This is a genomic window from Bradyrhizobium sp. Kon56 (assembly GCF_055807635.1).
Window position 1 is genome coordinate 257,587 of sequence record NZ_JBVVOU010000001.1, and the last position, 24,881, is coordinate 282,467.

Sequence of the window (24,881 nt, forward strand, 5' to 3'; positions counted from 1 at the left end):
TTATAGGCTATTACATTCGCCGGCAGGCTTCCCCTGTCAAGCGCAAACTTATAGGCTCTGCGCAACATGCGTTCACAACTTGCCCGCAAGCCCGAGAATACCTACCACCACGGCGATCTCCGCGACGCCTTGATCAAGGCCGCGCTGCGCGAAGCCGAGCAGGGCGGGACGGAGGCGATCAGCATCAAGGCGCTGGCAAAGCAGCTGGGTGTTTCGCAGCCGGCGCCCTACCGGCATTTCGCCGATCGCGAGGCGCTGCTTGCGGCGGTGACGGCGGAGGCGTTCCGGCAGCTCAACGGGATATTGCGGGCGGCGATGGCAAAGCCGTCGAAGCGGTCGAAGCTGTCGCTGCTGGCGCAGGCGACGCTGGATTTCGGCTTACGCCGCAATGGCATCTACCGCTTGATGTTCGCCTCGCGCACGGTGTCGTGTGCGGCGAAAGGCAGCGAGCTGCACGAAGCGACCCGCGAAACCTTTGCGCTCGTGGTCGACGCATTGGAAGCCCCGGCCGTTGATTATCTGCGCGAGCGGCAGGCGCTCAAGATCTGGGCGGCGGTGCACGGCGTGGTGATGCTGGCTGAGCAGGGACTGTTCACCGGCGAGGCGGCCCATGCCACGCGCGAAGACCTGGTCGAGGATTTTGTCAGTGAAACCAAGGCCGCGCTTGCGGCGGCGATCAAAGGCGCGCGGCGCCGGAAACAGGCTGGCGCTTAAGCCCTCGCCGCCAACAGCTTCATCAGCTTCTCGACGGCGCTGTCGGGCGTGGTCACGACAGGGCGGCCGGTGGCTTCTGCCACGAGAGGCGCGGTTGCCGCGATGCTGAACTGCGCGAGCGCGACGACGTCGCAATCGCGCAAATCGCGTGCGGCTTCCACGATCAGCCGGTCATGCGTAGCGCGGTCGCCACGGTCGAGCGCGGCCAGCGCGCCTTCGGCGAGTTTCGGCACGATCTGGACGGAGGCCGGAAATTCCGGCGGCATCGAAGCCAGCGTCGGCGGGAAGGTCGAGAGCAGGCCGATCCGCCGGCCCATCGTCATCGCGCGCTCGATCATGGCTTCGTTCGGCTTGAGCACCGGCATCGGCGCATGTGCGCGCGCAACCGCCTCGATGCAGGAACCGAAGGCCGAGCAGGTGAACAGGATCGCGTCCGCGCCTGTCGCCGCGGCGTAGTGGCCGAGCGCAAGAAAGCGTTCGGTCATGGCATCGTTGAGCTTGCCGTCACGCGCCAGATCCGACGACAGGCTGTCGTCGAGCAGGTTCATCAGCCGCGCTTCCGGCCACACCTTCGCGAACGCAGCTTCGATCGGGGCGATGGAATGCTTGAGGGCGTGGATCAGCGCGATGCGAGGAGACTTCGTCATTGAACGTTACCTGATGGAAGGTCGCGAGCCCCGGACGCAACGCGTCCGGGACACGCAAAACGTTTACTTGAACGGCACCGCGTACATCAAGCCGCCCTTGCTCCAGAGACCGTTGAGGCCGCGCTCGAGCTTGAGCGGGCTCGCCTTGCCGACATTGCGCTCGTAGATCTCGCCGTAATTGCCGGTGGCCTTGATGGCCGTGACCAGCCATTTGTTGTCGAGCCCGAGCCGCGAGCCGAGATCGCCGGAGGCACCGAGCAGGCGTTGGATCGCGGGCGTCTGCGACTTCGCCATCTCATCGACATTGCCTTGTGTGACGCCGAGCTCTTCGGCCTCGATCAAGCCGTAGTGCAGCCAGGTGATGATGTCGCTCCAGACCTCGTCGCCATTGCGGGTGAAGGGGCCGAGCGGCTCCTTGCTGATGGTCTGCGGCAGCACGACGTAGTCGGCCGCGTTCGGCGCCGCGGTCGTCACGGCGCCAGCAAGCGCGGAAGCGTCCTGGGTCATGGCATCGCAGCGGCCGCCGAAGAAGGTCTGGTACATGGTGTCGACGCGGTCGAACACCAACGGCTTCCAATCGATGCCGTTGGCGCGGCCGTAATCGCCGAGCGTGACCTCATGCGTGGTACCCTGCGCGACGCAGACGGTGGCGCCCTTGAGGTCCTTGATCTCCTTCACGCCGAGGTCTTTCTTCACGACAAAGCCCTGACCGTCGTAGAAGTTGATTGGACCTTGCCGCAGGCCCAGCGTGACACCGCGCAGATAGGTCTGCGTCGAGTTGCGGTAGAGCACGTCGATCTCGCCGGACTGGAGCGCGGTGAAGCGGTTCTGCGCGGTCAGCGAGACGTAACGCACCTTGCTGGCATCGCCGAGCACGCCGGCGGCGAGCGCGCGGCAATAATCGACGTCGAGACCCTTGTAGTTGCCTTGCGAATCCGGTGCGGAGAAGCCGGCGAAACCGGCGCTGACGCCGCATATCAGCGTGCCGCGGCTCTTCACCGTGTCGAGCGTTGCCGCCGACGCCACCACCGTCGACGCCGCGAGCACGCCGGCTATGATAACCACTTTCCTCATCATGCTTTTCTCCCCTCAGTGATTGACACGACGCAATACGCTGTCGACGGCCGTGCCGAGCTTGTCGACGATCAGATCGATCTCCTCCGCGGAGGTGATATAGGGCGGCGCCAGCAGCACGTGGTCGCCACGGATGCCGTCTGCGGTGCCGCCGCCGGGATAGCAGCCGAGGCCGTTGGCGAAGGCCTCCGCCTTGATCTTCTGATTCAGCTTCAGCGCGGGATCAAACGAGGTTCGGCTGGCGCGATCGGCGACGAGCTCGATGGCCCAGAACAGGCCGCGGCCCCTGATGTCGCCGATATGGCGGTGATTGCCGAAGCGCTCGGTGAGCCGCTGCTCGAGCTGCTTGCCGCGCTCCTTGACCCGGTCGAGCAGGCCGTCCTCGCGGATCACGTCCTGCACCGCGAGCGCGGCGGCGCAAGCGAGAGGGTGCGCCAGATACGTGTGGCCGTGCAGGAAGGCGCCCGAACCTGAGCGGATTGTGTCGATGATCCTGCCGCTCGCGAGCATTGCACCGATCGGCTGGTAGCCGCCGCCGAGACCCTTGGCGATCGCCTGGATGTCGGGTGCCACGCCTTCCTGCTCCCAGGCGTGCGTGGTGCCGGTGCGGCCCATGCCGCTCATGACCTCGTCGAGAATGAGCAGCGCGCCGTGTCGGTCGCAGATCTCGCGCACCGCCCTGAAGTAGCCGTCCGGCGCCGTGACGGCACCTGCGGTGGCGCCGACGACGGGCTCTGCGAGGAACGCGGCGACGGTGTCGGGGCCAAGCCGCTGAAACTCGGCTTCGAGTTCGGCGGCGAGCCGCGCCACGAACTGCGCGTCCGATTCACCATCGTGCTTCTCGTGATAAGCGAAGGCCGGGGTCACATGGCTGAAGGCGTCGGAGAGCAGCGGCGCATAGGGCGCACGCCGCCAGGCATTGCCGCCGGCGGCCAGTGCGCCAAGCGTGTTGCCGTGATAGCTCTGGCGCCGAGCGATGAAATGCTGCCGCTGCGGCTCGCCGCGTTCGATGAAAAATTGCCGCGCGAGCTTGATGCTGGCCTCGATCGCTTCCGATCCGCCGCTGACGAAATAGGCGTAGGCGAGGCCACCGGGCTCGTGGCCGACCAGCGTCTCGGCAAGCGCCTCCGCCGGCTCCGACGAGAAGAAGGCTGTGTGGGCATAAGCGAGGGTCGAAGCCTGCTTCGTGATCGCTGCGATCACGCGTGGATGCTGGTGGCCGAGGCAAGAGACCGCCGCGCCGCCGGAGGCGTCGATCACGCGGCGTCCGTCCTCGGCAAAGAGATAGACGCCTTCGCCGCCGATTGCCTTGGGCGGCGTTTCGCGCAGCGAGCGATGCAGCACGCGGCTGGTGCGGGCGGCCATGGGTCAACCTTTCTCTGATACGTAAGTTGAAGCCGCGGCCAGCCGGGCCTCGGTATTCTCCAGGCGCTTTTTCGCGGCCGTGCCGCCGAGCGAAAACGTCACGGCGGCGAGCGATTGCGCGATCGCGATGGCGCCGGTGAGGCTCGGGAAAAAGCCGGGAGAGGAGGCCGCCTCGAACAGCAGCACGTGGTCGGCACCTTCAGCCATCGGCGCCGATGGGCTATCGGCGATCGCGATCAGGGCCGCGCCGGCGCGATAGGCGGCCTGCGCGACCCGGACGCTCGCGTGGGTGTAGGGCATGAAGCCGATGACGATGACGGCCTCGCCGGGCCGGAACGCGCCCATATCGAGATCGTCGGGGCCGGACGCGCCGACGAGCTGCACCTGTTCGGGACGAAACAGCCGGAGCTCGTAGTTCAGCAATTCCGCGACGCTGCGGCAGCTTCGGTAGCCGGTGATCCAGATCCGCTTGGCGTGGTGGAGTGCGCGCGCCGCCTCCGCGATCGGCCGGGCCGGGATGCGCGGAAGGCCGGCGGCCTCGGCCTCCAGCTTGTCGGTGATGAGCGCGACATCGGCGTTCGGGCCGTGGCAGCGGCCCTTGGCGCGGCCGGAGAAAGGCGCTAGCTGCGAGGGCCGCCGCGCCTCCGTCAACGCCGCGCGCAATTCATCCCAACCCGAATAGCCGATCGCCTTGGCAAGCCGCGTGAACGCGGCGGGATCGGCGCCGGCAACCGCTGCGAGATCGCGCATCGAACGCGTGGTGGCGTCGTAATCGTTGGCTGCGACGAAACGCCCGACCTCCTGCAACCGCATCGGAAGCGATGGCAATGCAATGCGCAGTTCGCTCAGTGGCGAGGATTTCGCGGGCTCGGCCATGAAACATTTGTTGCACGAAGCTGAGTTTGGTGCAACAGTTGACGTGCGCTGCCGGAAATCGCCGTCTTGAGAAGGATTTTTGTGCTGTGACGTCAGACGGTCCGAGACCGCCGCCGCGCCGTCGCTTCTTCGGCGCCTTCGGGCAGCGCGAGCTGAAAGGCCTGTTCTGGCAGGTTCTGGTGGTGGGGATCGTAGTCGCGGTCATCGTGTTCCTCTGGTCCAACACGGTCACCAATCTCTCCGTGCGCCGCATCACGACCGGTTTTGCCTTCCTCGGCCGTGAGGCCGGCATGCCCATCGCCGACAGCCTGCTCGCCTACAATCCGAGGGACTCATATCTCTGGGCCTTTGTCGTCGGCATCGCCAATACCCTGCGCGTCGCCGTGATCGGAATCGTGCTTGCAACGATCCTGGGCACGGTGATCGGCATCTCGCGGCTGTCGGCCAATTGGCTGCTGTCGCGGCTCGCCGCGGTGTACGTCGAGACGCTCCGCGACATCCCGCTGCTGCTCCAGCTCCTGTTCTGGTACGTGCTGATGCAGGCGCTCCCGGCCGCGCGCGCGGCATGGCGGCCGATTGAGGGCGTGTTCCTGTCCAATCGCGGGTTGATCCTGCCGGCGATTCCCATCGGGACGCCGCAGCTTTGGGTGCTCGGCACGGCAGTGCTCGGACTTGTCGTGTTCTATGTGATCCGGCGGCGGCTCATCGCGCAGCAAATGCGCGACGGCAAGCCGCGGCCGGCCTGGCCTTTTGCACTCGGCTTGCTCGTTGTGCTGCCTGCGGCGGTGTCCGTGCTGCTGGGCGTGGCCTGGACGATCGAATGGCCTGAGTTGCGCGGCTTCAACTTCGTCGGCGGACTGACGCTCGCGCCGGAATATTTCGCGCTGCTGATCGCGCTCGTCACCTACACCTCGGCCTTCATCGCCGAGATTGTGCGCAGCGGCATCCAGTCGGTGCCGCGCGGCCAGTGGGATGCCGCCAACGCGCTGGGACTGCGCCGCAGCTTCATGCTGCGGCAGATCATCCTGCCACAGGCGCTACGCGTCATCGTGCCGCCAATGACGAGCCAGTACCTCAATCTGACCAAGAACTCTTCGCTCGCGGTGGCGATCGGCTATCAGGACGTGGTCTCGATCGCCAACACGACATTGAACCAGACCGGGCAGGCGATCGAGGCCATTGCCTTGATCATGGCGGTGTTTCTCACCATCAGCCTCGGCATCAGCTTTTTCATGAACTGGTACAATTCGCGCATCGCGCTGGTGGAGCGCTGACCATGACGGCGATCGCCGACATTCCGGAAGCACCGCGCGCCGCCCGCCGCCCGCAGATTGGTAACCCGGTGCTGCGCTGGCTGCGCACCAATCTGTTCTCGTCGATCCCGAACGGCATCCTCTCGGTTGTGTTGCTGGCGGTGCTCGCAAAGGGCCTTTTCAGCTTCGTGCAATGGGGTATCGCCAATGCGGTCTGGGTCACCCCGGCGAACGATTCCAGCGCCTGCCGCGCGGTACGCGGACTCGGTGCATGCTGGGCAATCATCCCCGAAAAATACCGCTTCATCCTGTTTGGCACCTATCCGTTCGACGAGCAGTGGCGGCCGGCACTGGCGGTGCTGCTGTTCATCGCCCTGTTCTATCTCTCCAGCCGCCGCGCCTTATGGCGACGCGAACTGGCCTATCTCTGGATCGGAGCGCTCGCGCTGATCAGTATGCTGATGTGGGGTGGCATACTCGGTCTGTCGTTCGTCTCGCAGGACCGTTGGGGTGGTTTGCCGGTGACGCTGATCCTGGCGACCTTTGGTCTGGCCTTCGGCTTCCCGCTCGGCATCCTCGTCGCACTAGGCCGGCGCTCAAAACTGCCGGCGATCCGCTCGCTCAGCGTGCTCTATGTCGAGCTGATCCGCGGCGTGCCGCTGGTCAGTCTGCTGTTCATGGCGAGCGTGATGTTTCCGCTGTTCATGCCGAACGGATTCAACATCGACAAGCTCTTGCGCGCGCAGGTCGCGATCATCCTGTTCGCGGGTGCCTATCTTGCCGAAGTCATCCGCGGCGGCCTCCAGGCCGTGCCCCGCGGGCAATACGAGGCCGCCGAGGCGCTCGGCCTGTCCTACTGGCGCAAGAACCGGCTGATCGTCCTGCCGCAGGCGATCCGTCACGTCATCCCGCCGCTGGTCAACACCTTCATCGCCTTCTTCAAGGACACCAGCCTCGTTCTGATCATCGGTATCTTCGACCTGCTCACCACGGCCAAGACCGCGATCATCGATCCGGCGTGGCAGCAATTCTCCGTCGAAGTCTACATCTTCGTCGCCGTGATCTATTTTGTCTTCTGCTTCGCGATGTCGCGGTATAGCCGGAGCCTGGAGGCGACGAGCGGAAGGTGAAGGCCGCGCGTGTTCCGGACAAGGTGCGGCGCAAAGCGCTGCACCGCAGAGCCGGGACCCAGGGATACACGGGAAGTCCTGGAGACTTGGGCCCCGGCTCTGCAGCGCACCGCCGAAGAGGCGCTGCGCCGCGTGCGGGGCACGAGAGCGGGAACCTAGTTCTTCACCCGCGGATCAATCGGCGTCGTGCCACGCACGCCCAAAATATCCTCCAGCGTCTTCGCGCCGGCGATCACCTGCGCATCCGCGCGCGGAGCCCCGACGACCTGCAGGCCGACCGGAAGTCCCGATGCGGTGAAGCCGCACGGCAACGACAGCGCGGGACAGCAGGCGAGCGTGATGGCATAGACGATGCCGAGCCACTCGACGTAATTGTCGAACTTCTTGCCGGCGCATTCGGCGACATAACGGTGCTCGATCGGGAAGGGCGGCACGATCGTGGTCGGTACCAGCAGCAGATCGTAGCGCTTGAAGAACTCGATCGCACGCGCTGTCATGCCGACGCGCTGCGCCTCGGCGCGTTCGAGCTGCTCGGTCGTGAGCTTGAGGCCTTCCTCGATGTTCCAGATCACCTCGGGCTTGAGCAGGTCGCGCTTGGTGCGCAGCAGCTGCGCCTTGCTGATCGCGAAGTCGAACGCGCGCAGCACGTGGAAGCACTCATGCGCATCGCGCCAATCCGGATGCGCCTCCTCGACGATGGCGCCGGCTTCGGCAAAGCGTTCCGCCGCTTTCCGCGTGATCGCTTTGACTTCGGGATCGACCGGTGTGATGCCGAGATCCGCCGAATAGGCGATGCGCTTCGGTTTGCTGCCTGACTGCGCCGCCGAGAGAAACGACGTCAAGGGCGTCGGCAGCGACAGCGGGTCGGCGGCATAGTCGCCGCTCATGGCGTCGAGCAGCAGCGCGAGATCCTCGACGTTGCGTGCCATCGGACCGACGACGCCGAGGTTACGATCGATGGCCGCTTTCGGCGTGTGCGCGACGCGGCCGATGCTCGGCCGCATGCCCACGACGCCGCAGAAAGCTGCCGGACTGCGCAGACTGCCGCCCATGTCGGAGCCTTGCGCGAGCCAGGCCATGCCGGTGGCGAGCGCAACGGCCGCGCCGCCTGACGAGCCGGCTGCCGATTTGGACGTATCCCAGGGATTGAGGGTTGCACCGAACACCTCGTTGAAGGTGTTGGCGCCCGCACCGAATTCCGGCGTGTTCGACTTGGCATAGACGACCGCGCCGTTGGCCTCGAGATTTTCGACCAGGATGTCGGACGTCGCCGGGATGTTGTCCTTGAAGATCGGCGAGCCCTGTGTGTTCAGCACACCTGCAACATCGGTCAGATCCTTGATCGGCACCGGCAGGCCTGCGAGCAATCCGCGCGCACCGGCCGGCTTCCGCATCAGCGCCTTTGCGCTATCCCGCGCGCGATCGAAGCACAGCGTCGGCAGCGCGTTGACCTTGCCATCGACTTCGGTGATGCGCTTCTCCAGCACATCCAAGAGCTCCAGCGGCGAGACGTCGCCGGAGCGCAGCTTGTCGACGACGGCGCAAGCGGATTCGCGGATCAGGTCCTGAGACAACTATTCTACTCCTGTGCTTATTTTAGGCGTTATTGCGAGGAGCGAAGCGACGAAACAATCCAGACTTTTGCCGCAGATACATTCCTGGATTGCTTCCGCCTTCGCTAAAGCTTCGGCGGACAAGTCGCTGCGCTCGCAATGACGAGGATAAGTTAACCCCATCCTGCGCTGATTCCGCCATCCACCGTATAGATGACCCCCGACGTATAGCCCGCGCGATCCGACGCCAGGAACGCCATGAGATCGCCGATCTCGCGCGCATGCGCAGGCCTGCCGAGCGGCAGGCTCTTCTGGAATTCCTTGTAGCGGCTCTCGTCGCCGAACTGGTGGTTTGCCCGCATCTTCAGCAGGGTGACGTGACGGTCAGTGCCAACCGGGCCGGGATTGATGCCGACCACACGGATGTTGTCGGCGAGGCTCTTGCCCCCGAGCGCGCGGGTGAAGGCCATCAGCGCGGCATTGCCGGCGCTGCCGCAGATGTAGTTGGCGTCGAATTTCTCGCCGGCGGCGCCGATGTCGTTGACGATCACGCCGCCGCCCTTCGCCTTCATCTGCGCATAGATCATACGCGTGAGGTTGATGTAGCCGAACACTTTCAATTCCCAAGCGTGCCGCCAGGTGGCCTCGTCGATCTTGTCAATGGAGCCGGCGGGAATGTCGCCGGCATTGTTGACGAGCACGTCGATGTCGGCGGCTTCCTTGGCGAGCCGCGTCAAATCCTCGCTCCTGCGCAAATCCACAATGCTCGTGGCGGCATCGATCTGGTGCGCCGAGCGCAAGCGCTCGGCCAAAGCCTTGAGCTGATCGCCATTGCGGGCGGCGAGGAGGAGATGACAGCCTTCCTCGGCAAAGGCCTCGGCGGCGGCTGCGCCGATACCCTTGGACGCGCCCGTGATCAGGACGCGCTTGCCACGCAGGTGCAGATCCATGGGAGTTACTCGCAGGAGAGGAACGGGAATAAAATCAGTAGGCGGTCGGCCGCGCCATGGTCAACATTGCAGTGCAGCGTTGCACTGCCGTCGCGTTTGGTCCATTGCAGTGCGGTCAAAAAGACGGCGGCTGCCGGACCAATCAAGGACGTTCTCGATGAGCAAGAAACAATACCGGATCGCGGTCATTCCCGGCGACGGCATCGGCAAGGAAGTGATGCCCGAGGGCCTGCGCGTTCTGGAGACCGCGGCGAAGAAGCACGGCGTGTCCCTTCATTTCGATCATTTCGACTTCTCGTCGTGGGACTATTACGAGAAGCACGGCCAGATGATGCCGGACGATTGGAAGGATCAGATCGGCAAGCACGATGCGATCTATTTCGGCGCGGTCGGCTGGCCGGCCAAGATTCCGGATCACGTCTCGCTCTGGGGTTCACTGATCAAATTCCGCCGCGAGTTCGACCAATATGTGAATTTGCGCCCGGTGCGGCTGATGCCGGGCGTGCCGTCGCCGCTGGCCAACCGCAAGCCCGGCGACATTGATTTCTGGGTCGTGCGCGAGAACACCGAAGGCGAATATTCCTCCGTCGGCGGCCGCATGTTCCCGGACACCGACCGTGAATTCGTGACGCAGCAGACGGTGATGACCCGCATCGGCGTCGATCGCATCCTGAAGTTCGCATTCGAGCTCGCGCAGTCGCGGCCGAAGAAGCACCTGACCTCGGCGACCAAGTCGAACGGCATCTCCATCACCATGCCCTATTGGGACGAGCGCGTGGAGGCGATGGCGAAGAAGTATCCAAGCGTGAAGTGGGACAAGTATCACATCGACATCCTGACCGCGAACTTCGTGCTGCATCCGGATTGGTTCGACGTCGTGGTCGGCTCCAATTTGTTCGGTGACATCCTGTCGGATCTCGGCCCGGCCTGCACCGGCACCATCGGCATCGCGCCGTCCGGCAACATCAACCCCGACGGCAATTTCCCGTCGGTGTTCGAGCCGGTGCACGGCTCGGCGCCCGACATCGCGGGGCAGGGCATCGCCAATCCGATCGGCGCAATCTGGTCCGGCTCGATGATGCTCGAGCATCTCGGCGAGAAGAAAGCCGGCAAGTCGATCGTCGATGCGATCGAGCGCACGCTGGCAGAGCGCACGCTCCGCACCAAGGATCTCGGCGGCAATGCCGACACTACGGCTTGCGGCAAGGCGGTCGCGGATATGGTGGATTAGAGCGCTGCTTTCCCTCCCCCCTTGTGGGGGAGGGTGGCTTCGATGCGAAGCATCGAAGACGGGTGAGGGGTTGTCTCCGCGGAGACAGACCTCTCAATTGTGCATTTCCCTTCGCGGACAGAACCCCTCATCCGGCGCTTCGCGCCACCTTCTCCCACAAGGGGAGAAGGGAAGAGCACCGTGCTCCGCCTCACTACCCCGCGATCTTCTCGATCGCCGCCTGATCCAGCCCGAACTTCTTTCCGGCCTCCAGAATCTCCTGCCAGGTGGTCGGATCGACAGGGATGCCTTCCGCGAGCCGCTTCTTCTTCGTCGCGCGCTCGGGCTCACCCGCGATCTTCACCTTGTCGACGCCTGGGGCCGGAGGTGAGCCGGTGTGCCAGGCGACGAAGCTCTCGACTTCGCGCGCGAGATTCTCCGCGGTGCCGAGCTTGCCGGGGTCGATGATGATCGAGAGCATGCCGTTGAGGACGTTGTGCTTGCCATCGGACGGACCCTTGACCACCTGCCCGCCGGAGAGCGCGCCGCCGAGGATTTCGCAAACCAGCGCGAGCCCTGAACCCTTGTGCTCGCCGAACGGCAGGATGGCGCCGTATGGCGGGATCACGGTGTAGCGCGGGTTGGTGGTCGGCTTGCCCTCATTGTCGATGATCGTGCCGGGCTCCAGCTCGACGCCCTTGTTGTGGGCGACGCGGGTCTTGCCCTGCGCGATCCTGCTGGTGGCGAAGTCGAGCACGATGGGGTCCTTGCCCGCGCGCGGGATGCCGACGCAGAACGGGTTGGTGCCGTGGCGCGCATCGCTGCCGCCCCAGGGCGCCACGATGGGACGCGAGATCACGTTGACGAAGTGGATCGAGACCAGCCCATGGTCGATGCACTGCTCGGCCCAGTGGCCGATGCGGCCGATATGGTGCGAGTTTGAGAGGCCGACGAGACACACGCCGTTGCGCTTGGCGCGCTCGGCTGCCAGCTCCATCGCTTCATGGCCGATCACTTGGCCGTAGCCGGTGAGCCCGTCGAGGGTGAGAAGCGGACCGGTGTCGAGCACGACCTTGACGTGCTGGTTCACGGCGAGGCCGCCCGTGGTGACGCTCTGGACATAGCGCGGGATCATGCCGACGCCGTGCGAATCGTGTCCCTTGAGGTTGGCCTCGACCAGATTGGTGGACACGAGCTCGGCCTCGCGGTCCGTAGACCCGCCGGCCTTGACGATGGCGCTGATAGCTTCGATGAGCGGCTGTGCCTTGATGGTGCGGTAATCGGCCATTGTTGTTGCTCTTATTCCTTCACGATCCGGCGGCAGTGCTCCCATGCCGCGCCAATCAGGTTCTCGCTCGCCTCCGGGGTCCGGAACGCCGAATGCGCCGACAACGTCACGTTCGGCAGTTTTGTCAGCGGATGATCGCCGGGCAATGGCTCGATATTGAACACGTCGAGGCCGGCATGGCGGATGTGGCCCGACTTCAGGGCATCGATCATGGCGGCCTCGTCGACGACGGCGGCGCGGGCGGTGTTGATGAGGATGACGCCCGGCTTCATCTTCGCGATCATCTCGCGGGTGATCATGCCGCGCGTCTCGTCGTTGAGCAGCAGATGCAGCGATACGACGTCTGCTCTCGCCAACACCGTGTCGAGATCGGCGAATTCCACGCCCGGATAGCTCTTCGGCGAGCGGTTCCAGGCGATCACCTTCATGCCGCTGCCCAAGGCAATGCGCGCGACCTCCGCGGCAATACCGCCGAAGCCGATCAGGCCGAGCGTCTTGCCAGTGAGTTGCATGCCGTCTTCGCGGAGCCAGTTTCCGCCGCGCATCTCGCGGTCCATCATCGCGATGACGCGGGCCGAAGCCCACATCAGCGTGATCGCGCATTCCGCGACCGCCGTGTCGCCATAGCCCTTGATCAGGTGCACGGAGATGCCGAGCTCAGCGAGCTCCTCCGGGTTCATGTAGCTGCGCGCGCCGGTGCCGAGGAACACGACATGCTTCAACCCTGTGCACTTCTTTGCGACGTCGGTAGGCAGCGCGGTGTGGTCGACGATCGCGATCTCGGCGCCGTCGAGGATTTCAGGATATTGTTCGGGTTTGATGTCGGGATCCCTGTGGATCCGCACCTTGGGATCGCCGGGCTGCTCCAGCCGCTCCATGATCACGGCGAGAGTTTCATTGGCGTCGACGAAAACTCCGCGCATGGTTCTCTCCGGTCAGGATGCGACGCCGGCGATCGCCAGCACCGTGTGCATGAGGACGTTGGTGCCCGCGGCGCAATCGGGCTGCGTGGCGTCTTCCAGCTCGTTGTGGCTGATGCCGTCCTTGCAGGGCACGAACACCATTGCGGCCGGCATGATTGTGTTGAGATTGCAGGCGTCGTGGCCGGCGCCGGAGGTGATGCGGCGAGAGGAGTAGCCGAGCGTCTTCGCCGCGTTCTCGACTGCGGCAATCAATTTGGGATCGAAATGCGTCGGCGGCTTGCGCCAGACCAGGTCGATCTTCACCTCGACCTTGCGGCGTGCGGCGATCTCGGCAATCGCGCTGCGCAGATCGCGATCTAGCGCATCCATGATCGCGCCATCCGCACTGCGGCAATCCATCGTGAAGGCGATCTCGCCGGGAATGACGTTGCGCGAGGGGTTTGCGATCACGGCCTCGCCGATGGTACCGACGGCCTTCGGCCCGTACTTCCTCGCAATGGCCTCCATCGCCAGCACGATCTCGGACAGCGTCGCCAACGCGTCGCGCCGCAGCGGCATCGGCGTCGATCCGGCATGGCTCTCGAAGCCGGAAATCTTGCCGTCGTACCAAAGCACGCCCTGGCCGGAATCGACCACGCCGATGGTCTTGCCTTCGGCCTCCAGGATCGGGCCCTGCTCGATGTGCAATTCGACGAAGGAACCGAGCTTCTGGAACCCGACCGGCTTGTCGCCGCGATAACCGATGCCATCGAGCGCCTGGCCGACGGTGGTGCCATCAGCGTCCTTGCGCGACAAGATGTCATCGGTGGTGAAGTCGCCGACATAGGCAGCGGAGGCCATCATCGCGGGAGCGAAGCGCGAACCCTCTTCGTTGGTCCAGTTGACGACGCAGATCGGCGCCTCGGTTTCGATCCCGGCATCGTTCAGCGTGCGGATCACTTCGAGCGCACCGAGCGTTCCCAGAATGCCGTCATACTTGCCGCCGGTCGGTTGCGTGTCGAGATGCGAGCCGATGCCGACGGGCGGCTTCGACATGTCGCGTCCCTTGCGCAGCCCGAACTGCGAGCCGAGCGCATCGGTGTGCACCTCCAAGCCGGCGTCCTCGCAGGCCTTGCGGAACCAGTCGCGTACCAGCTTGTCCTCCGCGCTCAGCGTCAGCCGCCGCACGCCGCCCTTGGCCGTCGCGCCGAACTGCGCGGTCTCGTGGATGGAGCCCCAGAGGCGGGCGGAATCGATTTGCAAATTGGTGGCGGCTCGGCTCATGCGGTCAGTCTCTCAATTGTCCGGCGCCTGTTTCAATGACGCGCCGGCGCGGGCGCGTCAACTGCGAGGCTGCTCTGCGCAATCTGACATGCAAGCTCTGCGACCCGCTCCACCGCCACGACATCGGGCGAGGCGAGCCAGCTCGCGGTGAATGTCAGCGGCGCGATTTTGAGATCGGTGTCGAGCAGTTGCAACCGCCCGTCTGCGAGCTCGTTCTCGACGATGGCGTCGGGGATCACGGCGATGCCGAGGCCCTCGACCGCCATGTGGATGACGGTCGCAAGCGAGGCGGAGGCGTGCAGCCGGATCGGAGGCAGCTCCGGCCGGTCGAACACTTCGCGCACGACCTCGTAGGGACGCGTCTTCCGCGGGAAGGTAATGATCGGAAACCGCGCGAGCTCAGCCCGCGTCACCGGTCCATCGCCGAGGCCGAGCGAGGGGCTGGCGAGAAAACCGATCGGATAGTCGGCGAGGACGCGATTGTGCACCCCGGAGGCCGAGAGCGGACCGACGACGAAGGCAAGCTCGATCTCCTGCGCAAGCAGGCGCGCGGTCAGGTTCGGCGTGATGTCGACCTCGATCTCCAGCGACAGGTTTGGGTAGACCTCGTTCATGCTCTTCACCAGCCGCGGCAGCCAAGTGTGCACGATGGTTTCGGCGACGCCGAGTCGCATCACGCCGCGCATCGCCGAGCGGTCGCCGATCTCGGCGATCATCGCGGCGCGCAGGCCGATCAGCTTCTCCGCATAGACCATCATCTGTCGGCCGCTCGGTGTCGGCGAGGCCACGCGGTGGTCGCGATTTAGGAGCTTCACCCCCATCTCGCGCTCGAGCTGGGCGATGCGCTGGGAGATCGCCGGCTGAGTCGTGTTGAGGCGTGCTGCGGCGCCGCGAAAGCTGCCGAGCTTCACAACCCAAAGGAACGTCTCGATCGATCTGAAGTCCAGCATTGGAAGGATTTTCCCGTCCGATAAATGAAATTTATCGATATTGATTAGAAAGGAAGATTAGACTTTATAGCACGCGTGGTGTTGGCTTGTCTTTGTCGAGTTTATAGGCAGGTCGATCCCATGACTGTTTTGGTGGCAGTGCAGCAAACTGAAACGCCCGACACGCTCCCGAGCCGCAAGGCGCGGCTTGCCTACCGCGAGGGGCTGGTCGCCTCCACCGCCGGCGTTGCCCCCGGCTTCGTCCAGGGCAATCTGGCAATCTTGCCGGCGGAATATGCCGGGGCGTTCCATCGCTTCTGCCAGCTCAATCCCAAGCCGTGCCCGATCATCGGCATGTCCGATGTGGGCAGTCCGCACATCCCGGCGCTGGGCGCCGATCTCGACATTCGCACCGACGTGCCGCGCTATCGCGTCTGGCGCGACGGCGAAGTCGTGGACGAGCCGACCGATGTCACCAAATACTGGCGCGACGATCTCGTGACCTTCGTGCTCGGCTGCTCGTTCTCGTTCGAAGAGGCGCTGCTCGACGAGGGCATGCCGATCCGCCACATCGAGCACAATGTGCGCGTGCCGATGTATCGCACCAACATCGCTTGCGGCGAGTCCGGTCCCTTTGCCGGTCCCATGGTGGTGTCGATGCGTCCGTTCAAGCCGGCGGATGCGATCCGTGCGGTGCAGATCACCTCGCGCTATCCGGCCGTGCACGGCGCGCCCGTGCATCTCGGCCATCCGCACCTGATCGGCATCAAGGACATCGCCAAGCCCGATTACGGCGATCCGGTGCCGGTCGCCGACGACGAGATCCCGGTGTTCTGGGCCTGCGGCGTGACACCGCAATCGGTCATCAACGCTGCCAAGCTGCCGTTTGCGATCACGCATTCGCCCAGCCTGATGCTGGTGACGGATCTCAAGAACAGGACCATGGCCGTGATTTAGTGGGCAGCGTTTGCTGCTTCTTCGAGCTTTACCGCATCCATCAATCGCTTCATTCGATCGGCTGAAATTCAGTAACAGGGGACTTTGCCATGACGATCACTCGCCGCGACGTATTGTTGGGAGCCACCGCTACGGCCGCGCTAGTGCCGCTGGCAGCGCGCGCACAGACTTCGGAAGTCGTGATCGGCGTGATCTATCCGTTCTCCGGCGGCAGCGCACAGCAGGGCGTCGACGCGCAGAAGGCCTATGAAACCGCGCTCGAGGTCATCAACAAGGACACCGATTTCGACCTGCCACTGGCGAAGGGCGAGGGCCTGCCGGGTCTCGGCGGCGCAAAGGTCCGCCTCGTTTTCGCCGACCACCAGGCCGATCCGCAGAAGGGCCGCGCCGAGGCCGAGCGCCTGATCACGCAGGAGAAGGTCTCCGCCATCATCGGCACCTATCAGAGCGCGGTCGCCGTCACCGTCAGCCAGATCTGCGAGCGCTACCAGATCCCGTTCGTCTCGGCCGACAACTCCTCGCCCAGCCTGCATCGCCGTGGCCTGAAATATTACTTCCGCGCCGCGCCGCATGACGAGATGTACTCGGCCGCCATGTTCGACTTCTTCGATGCCTTGAAGAAGAAGGGCACCAAGATCGAGACGCTATCGCTGTTCCACGAGGACACCATCTTCGGCACCGATTCCGGCAACGCCCAGGCCAAGATCGCCGGCGAGCGCGGCTACAAGATCGTCTCCGACATCAAGTATCGCGCCAACTCGCCCTCGCTCTCGGCCGAGGTGCAGCAGCTCAAGAGCGCCAACGCCGACGTGCTGATGCCCTCGAGCTACACCACTGATGGCATCTTGCTGGTGAAGACCATGGGCGAGCTTGGTTACAAGCCGAACGCGATCGTGGCGCAGGACGCCGGTTTCTCCGAGAAGGCGCTCTACGACGCTGTCGGCGACAAGCTGGAAGGCGTGATCTCGCGCGGCACCTTCTCGCTCGACCTCGCGCAGAAGCGTCCGATGGTTGGCAAGATCAACGAGATGTTCAAGACGCGGTCGGGCAAGGATTTCAACGACCTCACCTCGCGTCAGTTCATGGGCCTGATCATCCTCGCCGACGCCATCAGCCGCGCCAAGTCGACTGACGGCGAGAAGATCCGCGACGCGCTGGCCGCCACCGACATCCCGGGCGAGCAGACCATCATGCCCTGGAAGCGTGTCAAGTTCGACGAGATGGGCCAGAACAACGACGCCGACCCGGTGCTGCTGCAATATGTCGGCGGCAAGTTCGTCACCATCTTCCCGCCGCAGGCCGCGATCGCCGAGGCGATCTGGCCGATGAAGTAAGACACGGCGAGCGGGAGCACAGATCGTAGCTCCCGCCCTCATCCTGAGGAGCGGGCGCAGCCCGCGTCTCGAAGGACGAGGGCTGGGCCATCCTTCGAGACGCGCGGTGCGCGCTCCTCAGGATGAGGACGTAGTTCGGGGGACAGACTTTTGACAGCCCAAACCATTATCCAAAGTCTCGCGAGCGGCCTCCTCATGGGCCTGCTCTACGGACTGATCGCCGTCGGCCTCGCGCTGATCTTCGGCCTGATGGACGTCGTGAACTTCGCTCACGGGGAGTTCCTGATGATCGCGATGTATGTGAGCTTCTTCCTGTTCACGTTCTTCGCCATCGACCCCTTGCTGTCGGCGCCGCTCGTGGCCGCCGCGCTGTTCGTATTCGGAGCGGTCGTCTATCTGTTGATCGTGCGCTTCGCCATGCGGGCCAAGGCCAACGCGGGCATGGTGCAGATCTTCTCCACCTTTGGCCTCGCCATCGTGATGCGCGGCCTCGCGCAGTTCTTCTTCACGCCTGACTATCGCAGCGTTCCGCAGTCCTGGCTCGGCGGCAAGACGATCTCGATCGCCGGCGTCTTCCTGCCGGAGCCGCAGCTCATGGGTGCGCTGGTTTCGATCCTGGCCTTTGCTGGCCTCTACTTCTTCATCCATCGCACCGATTTCGGTCGCGCGCTGGAGGCCACCCGTGAAGATCCCGGCGCGGTGGCCCTCGTCGGCATCGACAAGAACCGCGTGTTCGCGCTCGGCTGGGGGCTTGGTGCCGCGCTGGTCGGCCTCGCCGGAGCGATCATGGCAAGCTTCTTCTATATCTATCCCGACGTCGGCGCGTCCTTTGCGCTGATCGCCTACGTCACGGTCGCGCTCGGCGGCTTCGGCAGCGTGTTCGGCGCGTTCGCCGGCGGGATCATCGTGGGCCTCGTCGAGGCCACCACCGCGCTGGTGCTGCCGCCGTCGCTGAAATCGGTCGGCATCTACGCCGTCTACCTGCTGGTCGTCTTCATCCGGCCGCGTGGCCTGTTCGGATCGATGTGATGGACAAGGATTTTGCCGCGCGGCGCCGCCGCGACCTCATCATCGCCGCGGTGCTGACCGCCCTGGCGGCGCTCGCTCCGCTGTTCATCAAGGACGTCTACGTCCAGAACATCCTGATCCTGACCTTGATGTATGCGGCGCTGTCGCAGAGCTGGAACATTCTCTCTGGCTATTGCGGGCAGATCTCGCTGGGACATGCGCTCTATTTCGGCATCGGCGCCTACACCACCGAACTCCTGTTCACCAAGTTCGGCGTGCTGCCATGGTTCGGTATGCTCGCCGGCGGCGCGGTCGCGGCCGCGATTGCGATGGGGCTCGGCTATCCCTTCTTTCGGTTGCGCGGCCATTACTTCGTGATCGCGACCATCGTTATCGCCGAGATCGGGCTGCTGTTGTTCCAGAATTGGGAATGGGCGGGGGCTGCGATGGGAATCACCATTCCGGTGCGCGGCGACAGCTGGCTGAAGTTCCAGTTCATGCGCAGCAAGCTGCCTTACTTTTATTTCGCGCTGGTGCTGTGCAGCCTCGCCTGGTTCGTCACCTGGTGGCTGGAGGACTCCAAATGGGGCTTCTGGTGGCGCGCGGTAAAGGACAATGCGGAAGCGGCCGAGAGCCTCGGTGTCGTCGTGTTCAACTCCAAGATGGGCGCGGCCGCCGTCTCCGCTTTCCTCGTCGCCATCGGCGGCGCCTTCTATGCCCAGTTTCTCGCCTATATCGATCCTGAAAGCGTGATGGGCTTCCAGTTCTCGCTGCTGATGGCGTTGCCCGCCGTGCTTGGCGGCATCGGCACCCTGTGGGGACCCGTGTTAGGGGCGGCCATCCTGATCCCGATGACGGAGCTGACGCGCTCCTATATCGGCGGCTCCGGCCGCGGCGTCGACCTCATTGTCTACGGCACGCTGATCGTGCTGATTTCGCTCGCCCTGCCGCAGGGTCTGGTGAGCCTGTTCTCTCGTGCGAAGCGGAAGGGAGCCACGCGATGACCCCGCTGCTTGAAACCCGCGGCGTCTGGCAGCGTTTCGGCGGCCTCGTCGCCAACAGCGACGTCTCGATCTCTGTGGGTCGCGGCGAGATCGTCGGCCTGATCGGCCCGAATGGTGCCGGCAAGTCGACGCTGTTCAATCTCATCGCCGGCGTGCTGCCGCCGACGCAAGGCTCGATCTGGTTCGACGGCGAGGATGTCACCAGCATGCCGGCCGCCGAGCGCTGCCAGCGCGGCATCGGGCGCACCTTCCAGGTCGTCAAGAGCTTCGAGACGATGACGGTGATCGACAACGTCATCGTCGGTGCGCTGGTGCGCAACACCGTGATGCGCGAGGCACGCCGCAAGGCGCATGAGGTGCTCGAATTCACCGGCCTTGCTGCGCGCGCCAACGTGCTCGCGAGCGACCTCGTGCCGGCCGAAAAGCGCCGCCTCGAAGTCGCGCGCGCGCTTGCGACTGAACCAAAGCTGCTGCTGCTCGACGAAGTCCTCACTGGTCTTACGCCGACCGAGGCGCAGACCGGTGTCGCGCTGGTGCGCAAGGTGCGTGACGCCGGCATCACCGTGCTGATGGTCGAGCACGTCATGGAGATCGTGATGCCGCTGGTCGATCGTGCCATCGTGCTCGACCTCGGCAAGGTGCTGGTCGAGGGCAAGCCCACTGAAATCGTCCGCGATCCCAAGGTGATCAGCGCATATCTGGGAGATCGTCATGCTGTCGGTGCGTGAAGTCACGACCGCCTATCAGGGCCTGGTCGCGATCTTCGCGGTCAGCATCGAAGTCGCCAAGGGCGAGATCGTCTGCGTCGCCGGCGCCAACGGCGCGGGCAAGTCGACGCTGCTGAAATCCATCGCCGGCGCCGAGCGCCCGCGCTCGGGCACGGTGACGTTCGACGGCAAGCGCCTCGACGGCATGGCGCAGCACCACATCACGGCGACCGGCATCGCCTATGTGCCGGAGAACCGACGCTTGTTTCCGCGCCTCTCCGTGCGCGACAATCTGCGCCTCGGCAGCTATCTCTACCGCGGCGAGGCCGACCGCGAGAGCCCGCTCGATCTCGTGTTCCAGCTATTTCCGCGCCTCTCCGAACGCCTCGAGCAGCGCGCCGAGACGCTAAGCGGCGGCGAGCAGCAGATGCTCGCGATCGGCCGTGCGCTGATGACGCGCCCGCGGCTGTTGATGCTGGACGAGCCCTCGCAGGGCATCATGCCGAAGCTGGTCGACGAGATCTTCCAGGCCGTCAAGCGCATCCGCGACGCCGGCATGACCGTGCTGATCGTGGAGCAACGCATGGCGGAGTGCCTGGAGATCGCCGACCGCGCCTACATCCTGCAAACCGGCCGCGTGCTGATGCAGGGCGCCGCAAGCGAGATCAAGGGCAATCCCGACGTGCGCAAGGCGTATCTGGGGCTGTAGCCGCGAAGCGTTGGGCACGTCGCGCAACACACTCGGCGTCATCGCCCGCGAAGGCGGGCGATCCAGTATTCCAGAAGCCGCTGTGATTGAGCCGAGAAGCCGCGGCGTCTGGATTCCCCGCCTTCGCGGGGAATGACAGCGGTGAGTAGGGCGGTGTTAGTTCGCCCACGGCTGCACGAGGCTCAATGCCCATGCTCCGGCAGCGATACCCCAAACACCTTCACCAGATCATTCACCTGCGCCGGCGACAGGTAGCGCGGGTTCATCCCGCGCAGCAGCAGGTACAGCCTCGCCGTCTCCTCCAACTCCTCGGTCGCGAACACCGCTGCTTCCAGCGTGTCGCCAGCGACGACCGGGCCGTGATTGGCGAGCAGCACGGATGAGTATTTTCCCGCCAGCCCTTTGATCGCATCGGCGACCGCGGGATCGCCGGGGCGATAATAGGGGACGAGCGCGGTGGCGCCGCATTTCATCAGATAATAGGCCGTCATCGGCGGCAGCGCTGCGCGCGGGTCGATCTCCGGGAGCATCGACAGCGCGACCGAATGGGTGGAATGCAGGTGCACGATCGCCCTTGCGCTCCCGCGCGTGGCGTAGAGTGCATTGTGCAGCGGAACTTCCTTGGTCGGCGCATCGCCCGAAACCAGTCGGCCCTGATCGTCCAGCCGCGAAAGTTTTGCGGGATCGAGGAAGCCGAGCGAGGCATTGGTCGGCGTCACCAGCCAGCCGCCGCCGTCCAGCCTGGCGCTGATATTGCCGGAGGAGCCGGGCGTCAGCCCACGCTCGAACAGGGACCGTCCGAAGCGGCAAATGTCTTCGCGCAGCAATGTCTCGTTGCTCATGGCCGTCATGTCCGTTTGTCTCACGCTTTGGCAGCGCGGCCAAGCCGTGTTATTCGGTTGCCAAGCTGCCGCAAAAGGCGGCCGTCCGGGAAACGTTGCAAGGATCAGTTGTATGTCCGCCTCCACGTCAAAGAATCAGCGCATCGCCGTCATCGGGCTCGGCTCGATGGGGTTCGGCATGGCGAGCTCGCTGAAGCGCGCCGGTCATGTCGTCACCGGCTGCGACGTCTCGGCTGATGCGGTCGCGCGCTTCGTGACGGAGGGCGGCGCCGGCGCCAAGACGCCGGCCGAAGCTGCCAAGGGCGCCGACATCGTCGTCAGCGTCGTCGTCAATGCCGCGCAGACCGAGACGATCCTGTTCGGCAAGGATGGCGTCGCCGAAACCATGGCGAAGGACAGCGTCTTCCTGTCGTCGGCGACTATGGATCCCGACGTGGCGCGGCGTCTCGCCAAGCAGCTGGAGGCGACCGGCCGGCACTATCTGGATGCACCGATCTCCGGCGGGGCGCAGCGCGCAGCGCAGGGCGAGCTGACGATCCTCGCCTCCGGCAGTCCGGCTGCGTTTGAGAAAGCGCGGCCCGCGCTCGATGCCATGGCCGCAAAGCTCTACGAACTCGGCGATGCCGCAGGCCAGGGCGCCGCCTTCAAGATGATCAACCAGCTGCTCGCCGGCGTGCATATCGCCGCTGCCAGCGAGGCGATCGCGTTCGCGGCCAAGCAGGGTCTCGACATCCGCAAGGTCTATGAGGTGATCACGGCGTCCGCCGGAAACTCCTGGATGTTCGAGAACCGCATGCCGCACGTGCTCGACGGCGATTACACGCCGCGCAGTGCGGTCGAGATCTTCGTCAAGGATCTCGGCATCATCCAGGATATGGCGCGCAGTGCCAGATTCCCGGTTCCGGTCTCCGCCGCAGCACTTCAGATGTTCTTGATGACGTCAGCCGCCGGCATGGGCCGCGACGACGATGCGTCGGTGGCGCGGATGTATGCGCAGGTCACCGGCGTCAAGCTGCCCGGCGACAAGTAGACAAGAGGATTCCAATGCCCCGTTTTGCCGCTAATCTCTCGATGATGTTCACCGAGGTGCCGTTCCTCGATCGCTTCGACGCCGCTGCGGCAGCCGGCTTCACCGCCGTCGAGTTTCTCTTTCCCTATGAGCATCCAGCCGACGCGGTTGGCGAGCGGCTCAAGCGCAACGGCTTGACCCAGGCGCTGTTCAACCTGCCGCCGGGCGACTGGAATGCCGGCGAGAAGGGCTTTGCGGCGCTCCCGTCGCGATTCCCCGAGCTGAAGGCGAGCCTGGAAACTGCGCTGCCCTACGCCAAGGCGACCGGCGTCAAGCGGCTGCATTTGATGGCGGGCATCGCCAACCGTGGCGAGCGCGTCGCGATCGAGGCGTTCTACAAATCAGTGGCGTGGGCGGCCGAGTTCTTTGCGCCGCACGGCATCGACATCGTGCTCGAGCCGATCAATGCGCGCAACGTGCCCGGTTATTTCCTCAATGATTTCGGCTTCGCGCGCGACCTGATCCAGGAGCTGCGGCTTCCGAACCTGAAACTCCAGTTCGACATTTATCACTGCCAGATCATCCATGGCGACGTTACGATGCGGCTGCGCGAGATGATGCCGGTGATCGGTCACATCCAGATCGCCAGCATTCCCTCGCGCAACGAGCCTGACGGCGAGGAGCTGAACTATCCGTTCCTGTTCGACGAACTCGACCGGCTCGGTTACGCCGGCTTCGTCGGCTGCGAATATAATCCGCGAGGCAAGACCACCGACGGCCTCGCCTGGTTCAGGCCTTATGCGGGAGTGAAGCCGTGACATTTGCAGCGAAAATATCTCTTGGCTGCATTGCCGACGACTACACCGGCGCCTCCGACCTCGCCAACACGCTGACGCGCGCCGGCCTGCGCACGGTGCAGACTATCGGCGTGCCCGCGGACGATCTCGCGCTGCCCGAGGTCGACGCCGTCGTGGCGTCCTTGAAGAGCCGTTCGATCGACGCCGGTCTTGCCGTATCGCGCTCGCGCGCGGCGGACAAATGGCTGCGCAGCCGTGGCGCCGGCCACGTGCTGTTCAAGATCTGCTCGACCTTCGATTCCACCGATGCCGGCAATATCGGCCCGGTGATGGACGCGCTGCGCGCCGATTGCGGCGAGACGGCCGTGCTGGTGACGCCGGCCTTTCCGGAGACCGGCCGCACCGTCTACCAGGGCAATCTGTTCGTCGGCGCCGTGCCGCTGAACGAGAGCCCGCTGAAGGACCATCCGCTCAACCCGATGCACGATTCCAACCTGGTCCGCGTGCTGGCGCGCCAGAGCAAGGCGCAAATCGGCCTGGTCGACCTCGCCATCGTCACGCGCGGCGCGGATGCCGTGCGGGCGCGGCTGGCCGAACTCGCGGGCAAGGGCATTGGCGCGGCGATCATCGACGCCGTGTTCGATCGCGACCTCGAGACCATCGGCCTCGTCGCTGCCCAGCATCGGCTGTCGGTCGGTGCCTCCGGCATGGGTCTTGGGCTGGCGCGGGCACTGGTCTCAACAGGCAAGGTCACATCGACAGCGGCGAGCAGCGCCGCGGGAGCCGCCGTCGGCGGACCGGCGGCGTGCCTTGCCGGAAGCTGCTCGCAGGCGACGCTTCAGCAGATCGCCAATGCCGAGCGCGTCATGCCGGTGCTGCATCTCGACCCGGACCGTATTACTACGGGCGAGGACGAGGCGCAGCGCGCGCTGGCCTGGGCAAAGCCGCGGCTGGCGGACGGTCCGGTCCTGATCGCATCGAGCTCGACGCCCGATCAGGTCGCCGCCCTCCAGGCGCGCCACGGCCGCGACGCGGCCGGCCACGCCATCGAGCAGGCGATGGCCGACATCGCCGAGGGTCTGGTGCGGGCCGGCGTGAAGCGCCTGGTCGTCGCCGGCGGGGAGACATCCGGCGCCGTGGTCGACCGGTTGAAGATTCCCGGATTTCTCGTGGGAGCAGAGATCGCCGCGGGCGTTCCGGTGCTGCGCGCGGTCGGTGCTGAAAAAGGCGACATGTTGCTCGCCTTGAAGTCCGGAAATTTCGGCGGCGCGGAGTTTTTCTCCGACGCGCTTGGGCTCATGCGCTGAGCGCAGGGCATTTTTAGCTGCCTGTTCATTTC

Annotated in this window: 24 protein-coding genes; 13 read left to right on the forward strand and 11 right to left on the reverse strand. The window is 64.9% G+C overall.

The genetic code is table 11. The annotated features are described in order from the left end of the window. Positions 1–66: 66 nt before the first annotated feature. Positions 67–714, forward strand: coding sequence for a TetR/AcrR family transcriptional regulator (locus AC0L3B_RS01170; RefSeq protein WP_018457006.1), 648 nt, complete (start codon positions 67–69; stop codon positions 712–714). On the opposite strand, the gene AC0L3B_RS01175 is transcribed toward AC0L3B_RS01170, so the two are convergent. From AC0L3B_RS01175 to AC0L3B_RS01190, 4 genes are all read right to left on the reverse strand, one after another. After that, positions 711–1,361, reverse strand: a complete 651-nt coding sequence (locus AC0L3B_RS01175; protein WP_018457005.1) for an aspartate/glutamate racemase family protein — start codon at positions 1,359–1,361, stop codon at positions 711–713. The two genes, AC0L3B_RS01170 and AC0L3B_RS01175, sit on opposite strands and share 4 nt — an antisense overlap. A 63-nt stretch (positions 1,362–1,424) precedes the next feature. Further along, positions 1,425–2,438, reverse strand: coding sequence for an amino acid ABC transporter substrate-binding protein (locus AC0L3B_RS01180; protein ID WP_085352170.1), 1,014 nt, complete (start codon positions 2,436–2,438; stop codon positions 1,425–1,427). A 12-nt stretch (positions 2,439–2,450) separates the two neighbouring features. Then, positions 2,451–3,800, reverse strand: a complete 1,350-nt coding sequence (locus AC0L3B_RS01185; protein WP_018457003.1) for an aspartate aminotransferase family protein — start codon at positions 3,798–3,800, stop codon at positions 2,451–2,453. A 3-nt stretch (positions 3,801–3,803) separates the two neighbouring features. Further along, positions 3,804–4,676 (reverse strand): MurR/RpiR family transcriptional regulator, encoded by an 873-nt coding sequence (locus AC0L3B_RS01190; protein ID WP_018457002.1) that lies wholly within the window; start codon positions 4,674–4,676, stop codon positions 3,804–3,806. Between the two features lie 86 nt (positions 4,677–4,762). Between AC0L3B_RS01190 and AC0L3B_RS01195 the strand changes: the two genes are divergently transcribed. Both AC0L3B_RS01195 and AC0L3B_RS01200 read left to right on the forward strand, forming a co-directional pair. Next, positions 4,763–5,950, forward strand: a complete 1,188-nt coding sequence (locus AC0L3B_RS01195) for an amino acid ABC transporter permease (RefSeq protein ID WP_018457001.1) — start codon at positions 4,763–4,765, stop codon at positions 5,948–5,950. A 2-nt stretch (positions 5,951–5,952) separates the two neighbouring features. Continuing rightward, positions 5,953–7,059, forward strand: a complete 1,107-nt coding sequence (locus tag AC0L3B_RS01200; RefSeq protein WP_018457000.1) for an amino acid ABC transporter permease — start codon at positions 5,953–5,955, stop codon at positions 7,057–7,059. Between the two features lie 155 nt (positions 7,060–7,214). Here the strand turns inward: AC0L3B_RS01200 and AC0L3B_RS01205 are convergent, their stop codons facing one another. Both AC0L3B_RS01205 and AC0L3B_RS01210 read right to left on the reverse strand, forming a co-directional pair. After that, a complete protein-coding gene (locus tag AC0L3B_RS01205; protein ID WP_018456999.1) occupies positions 7,215–8,633 on the reverse strand; it encodes an amidase in 1,419 nt (472 codons plus the stop codon). A 152-nt stretch (positions 8,634–8,785) separates the two neighbouring features. After that, positions 8,786–9,562 carry an SDR family oxidoreductase gene (locus AC0L3B_RS01210; RefSeq protein WP_018456998.1) on the reverse strand — a complete coding sequence of 259 codons (777 nt, stop codon included), beginning with the start codon at positions 9,560–9,562 and terminating at the stop codon, positions 8,786–8,788. A 157-nt stretch (positions 9,563–9,719) separates the two neighbouring features. Here AC0L3B_RS01210 and AC0L3B_RS01215 point away from each other — a divergent pair, with 157 nt between their 5' ends. Further along, entirely contained in the window at positions 9,720–10,793 is a 1,074-nt protein-coding gene (locus tag AC0L3B_RS01215; RefSeq protein ID WP_018456997.1) for a tartrate dehydrogenase, read from the forward strand. A 193-nt stretch (positions 10,794–10,986) separates the two neighbouring features. Here the strand turns inward: AC0L3B_RS01215 and AC0L3B_RS01220 are convergent, their stop codons facing one another. Genes AC0L3B_RS01220 through AC0L3B_RS01235 form a run of 4 tightly spaced genes read right to left on the reverse strand, consistent with a single transcriptional unit; the run spans position 10,987 to position 15,196 of the window. After that, a complete protein-coding gene (locus AC0L3B_RS01220) occupies positions 10,987–12,060 on the reverse strand; it encodes a malate/lactate/ureidoglycolate dehydrogenase (RefSeq protein WP_018456996.1) in 1,074 nt (357 codons plus the stop codon). A gap of 11 nt (positions 12,061–12,071) precedes the next feature. After that, positions 12,072–12,983, reverse strand: coding sequence for an NAD(P)-dependent oxidoreductase (locus AC0L3B_RS01225; RefSeq protein ID WP_018456995.1), 912 nt, complete (start codon positions 12,981–12,983; stop codon positions 12,072–12,074). A gap of 12 nt (positions 12,984–12,995) precedes the next feature. Then, a complete protein-coding gene (locus tag AC0L3B_RS01230) occupies positions 12,996–14,246 on the reverse strand; it encodes a Zn-dependent hydrolase (protein ID WP_018456994.1) in 1,251 nt (416 codons plus the stop codon). Between the two features lie 32 nt (positions 14,247–14,278). Continuing rightward, complete coding sequence (locus AC0L3B_RS01235) at positions 14,279–15,196, reverse strand: LysR family transcriptional regulator (RefSeq protein ID WP_018456993.1); 918 nt, start codon at positions 15,194–15,196, stop codon at positions 14,279–14,281. Positions 15,197–15,316: 120 nt separating this feature from the next. Between AC0L3B_RS01235 and AC0L3B_RS01240 the strand changes: the two genes are divergently transcribed. The 6 genes from AC0L3B_RS01240 to AC0L3B_RS01265 all read left to right on the forward strand — a co-directional run bounded on the left by AC0L3B_RS01240 (position 15,317) and on the right by AC0L3B_RS01265 (position 20,894). Then, positions 15,317–16,132 (forward strand): putative hydro-lyase, encoded by an 816-nt coding sequence (locus tag AC0L3B_RS01240; RefSeq protein WP_473379918.1) that lies wholly within the window; start codon positions 15,317–15,319, stop codon positions 16,130–16,132. An 89-nt stretch (positions 16,133–16,221) separates the two neighbouring features. Continuing rightward, positions 16,222–17,466, forward strand: a complete 1,245-nt coding sequence (locus tag AC0L3B_RS01245; RefSeq protein WP_018456991.1) for an ABC transporter substrate-binding protein — start codon at positions 16,222–16,224, stop codon at positions 17,464–17,466. A gap of 150 nt (positions 17,467–17,616) precedes the next feature. Continuing rightward, entirely contained in the window at positions 17,617–18,495 is an 879-nt protein-coding gene (locus AC0L3B_RS01250) for a branched-chain amino acid ABC transporter permease (protein WP_026233279.1), read from the forward strand. Beyond that, on the forward strand, positions 18,495–19,478 hold the full coding sequence (locus tag AC0L3B_RS01255; protein WP_018456989.1) for a branched-chain amino acid ABC transporter permease: 984 nt from the start codon (positions 18,495–18,497) through the stop codon (positions 19,476–19,478). The genes AC0L3B_RS01250 and AC0L3B_RS01255 overlap by 1 nt, the downstream gene beginning before the upstream one ends. Further along, on the forward strand, positions 19,475–20,206 hold the full coding sequence (locus AC0L3B_RS01260; RefSeq protein WP_018456988.1) for an ABC transporter ATP-binding protein: 732 nt from the start codon (positions 19,475–19,477) through the stop codon (positions 20,204–20,206). The genes AC0L3B_RS01255 and AC0L3B_RS01260 overlap by 4 nt, the downstream gene beginning before the upstream one ends. Next, the gene (locus AC0L3B_RS01265; RefSeq protein WP_018456987.1) at positions 20,190–20,894 is read left to right on the forward strand and encodes an ABC transporter ATP-binding protein; all 705 of its coding nucleotides are present in this window, start codon (positions 20,190–20,192) and stop codon (positions 20,892–20,894) included. Before AC0L3B_RS01260 ends, AC0L3B_RS01265 begins: the two co-directional genes overlap by 17 nt. A gap of 182 nt (positions 20,895–21,076) precedes the next feature. Here the strand turns inward: AC0L3B_RS01265 and otnC are convergent, their stop codons facing one another. Beyond that, the gene (gene otnC, locus AC0L3B_RS01270) at positions 21,077–21,745 is read right to left on the reverse strand and encodes a 3-oxo-tetronate 4-phosphate decarboxylase (protein WP_026233278.1); all 669 of its coding nucleotides are present in this window, start codon (positions 21,743–21,745) and stop codon (positions 21,077–21,079) included. A gap of 103 nt (positions 21,746–21,848) precedes the next feature. Between otnC and ltnD the strand changes: the two genes are divergently transcribed. From ltnD to otnK, 3 genes are read left to right on the forward strand one after another with little or no spacing between them, the layout of a single operon-like run. Continuing rightward, the gene (ltnD, locus tag AC0L3B_RS01275) at positions 21,849–22,766 is read left to right on the forward strand and encodes an L-threonate dehydrogenase (RefSeq protein WP_473379919.1); all 918 of its coding nucleotides are present in this window, start codon (positions 21,849–21,851) and stop codon (positions 22,764–22,766) included. A 14-nt stretch (positions 22,767–22,780) separates the two neighbouring features. Next, positions 22,781–23,563, forward strand: coding sequence for a 2-oxo-tetronate isomerase (otnI, locus tag AC0L3B_RS01280; RefSeq protein WP_377827680.1), 783 nt, complete (start codon positions 22,781–22,783; stop codon positions 23,561–23,563). Further along, positions 23,560–24,849: a 3-oxo-tetronate kinase gene (gene otnK / locus AC0L3B_RS01285; RefSeq protein ID WP_473379920.1), complete on the forward strand. Its 1,290-nt coding sequence runs from the start codon at positions 23,560–23,562 to the stop codon at positions 24,847–24,849. Before otnI ends, otnK begins: the two co-directional genes overlap by 4 nt. Positions 24,850–24,881: the final 32 nt, after the last annotated feature.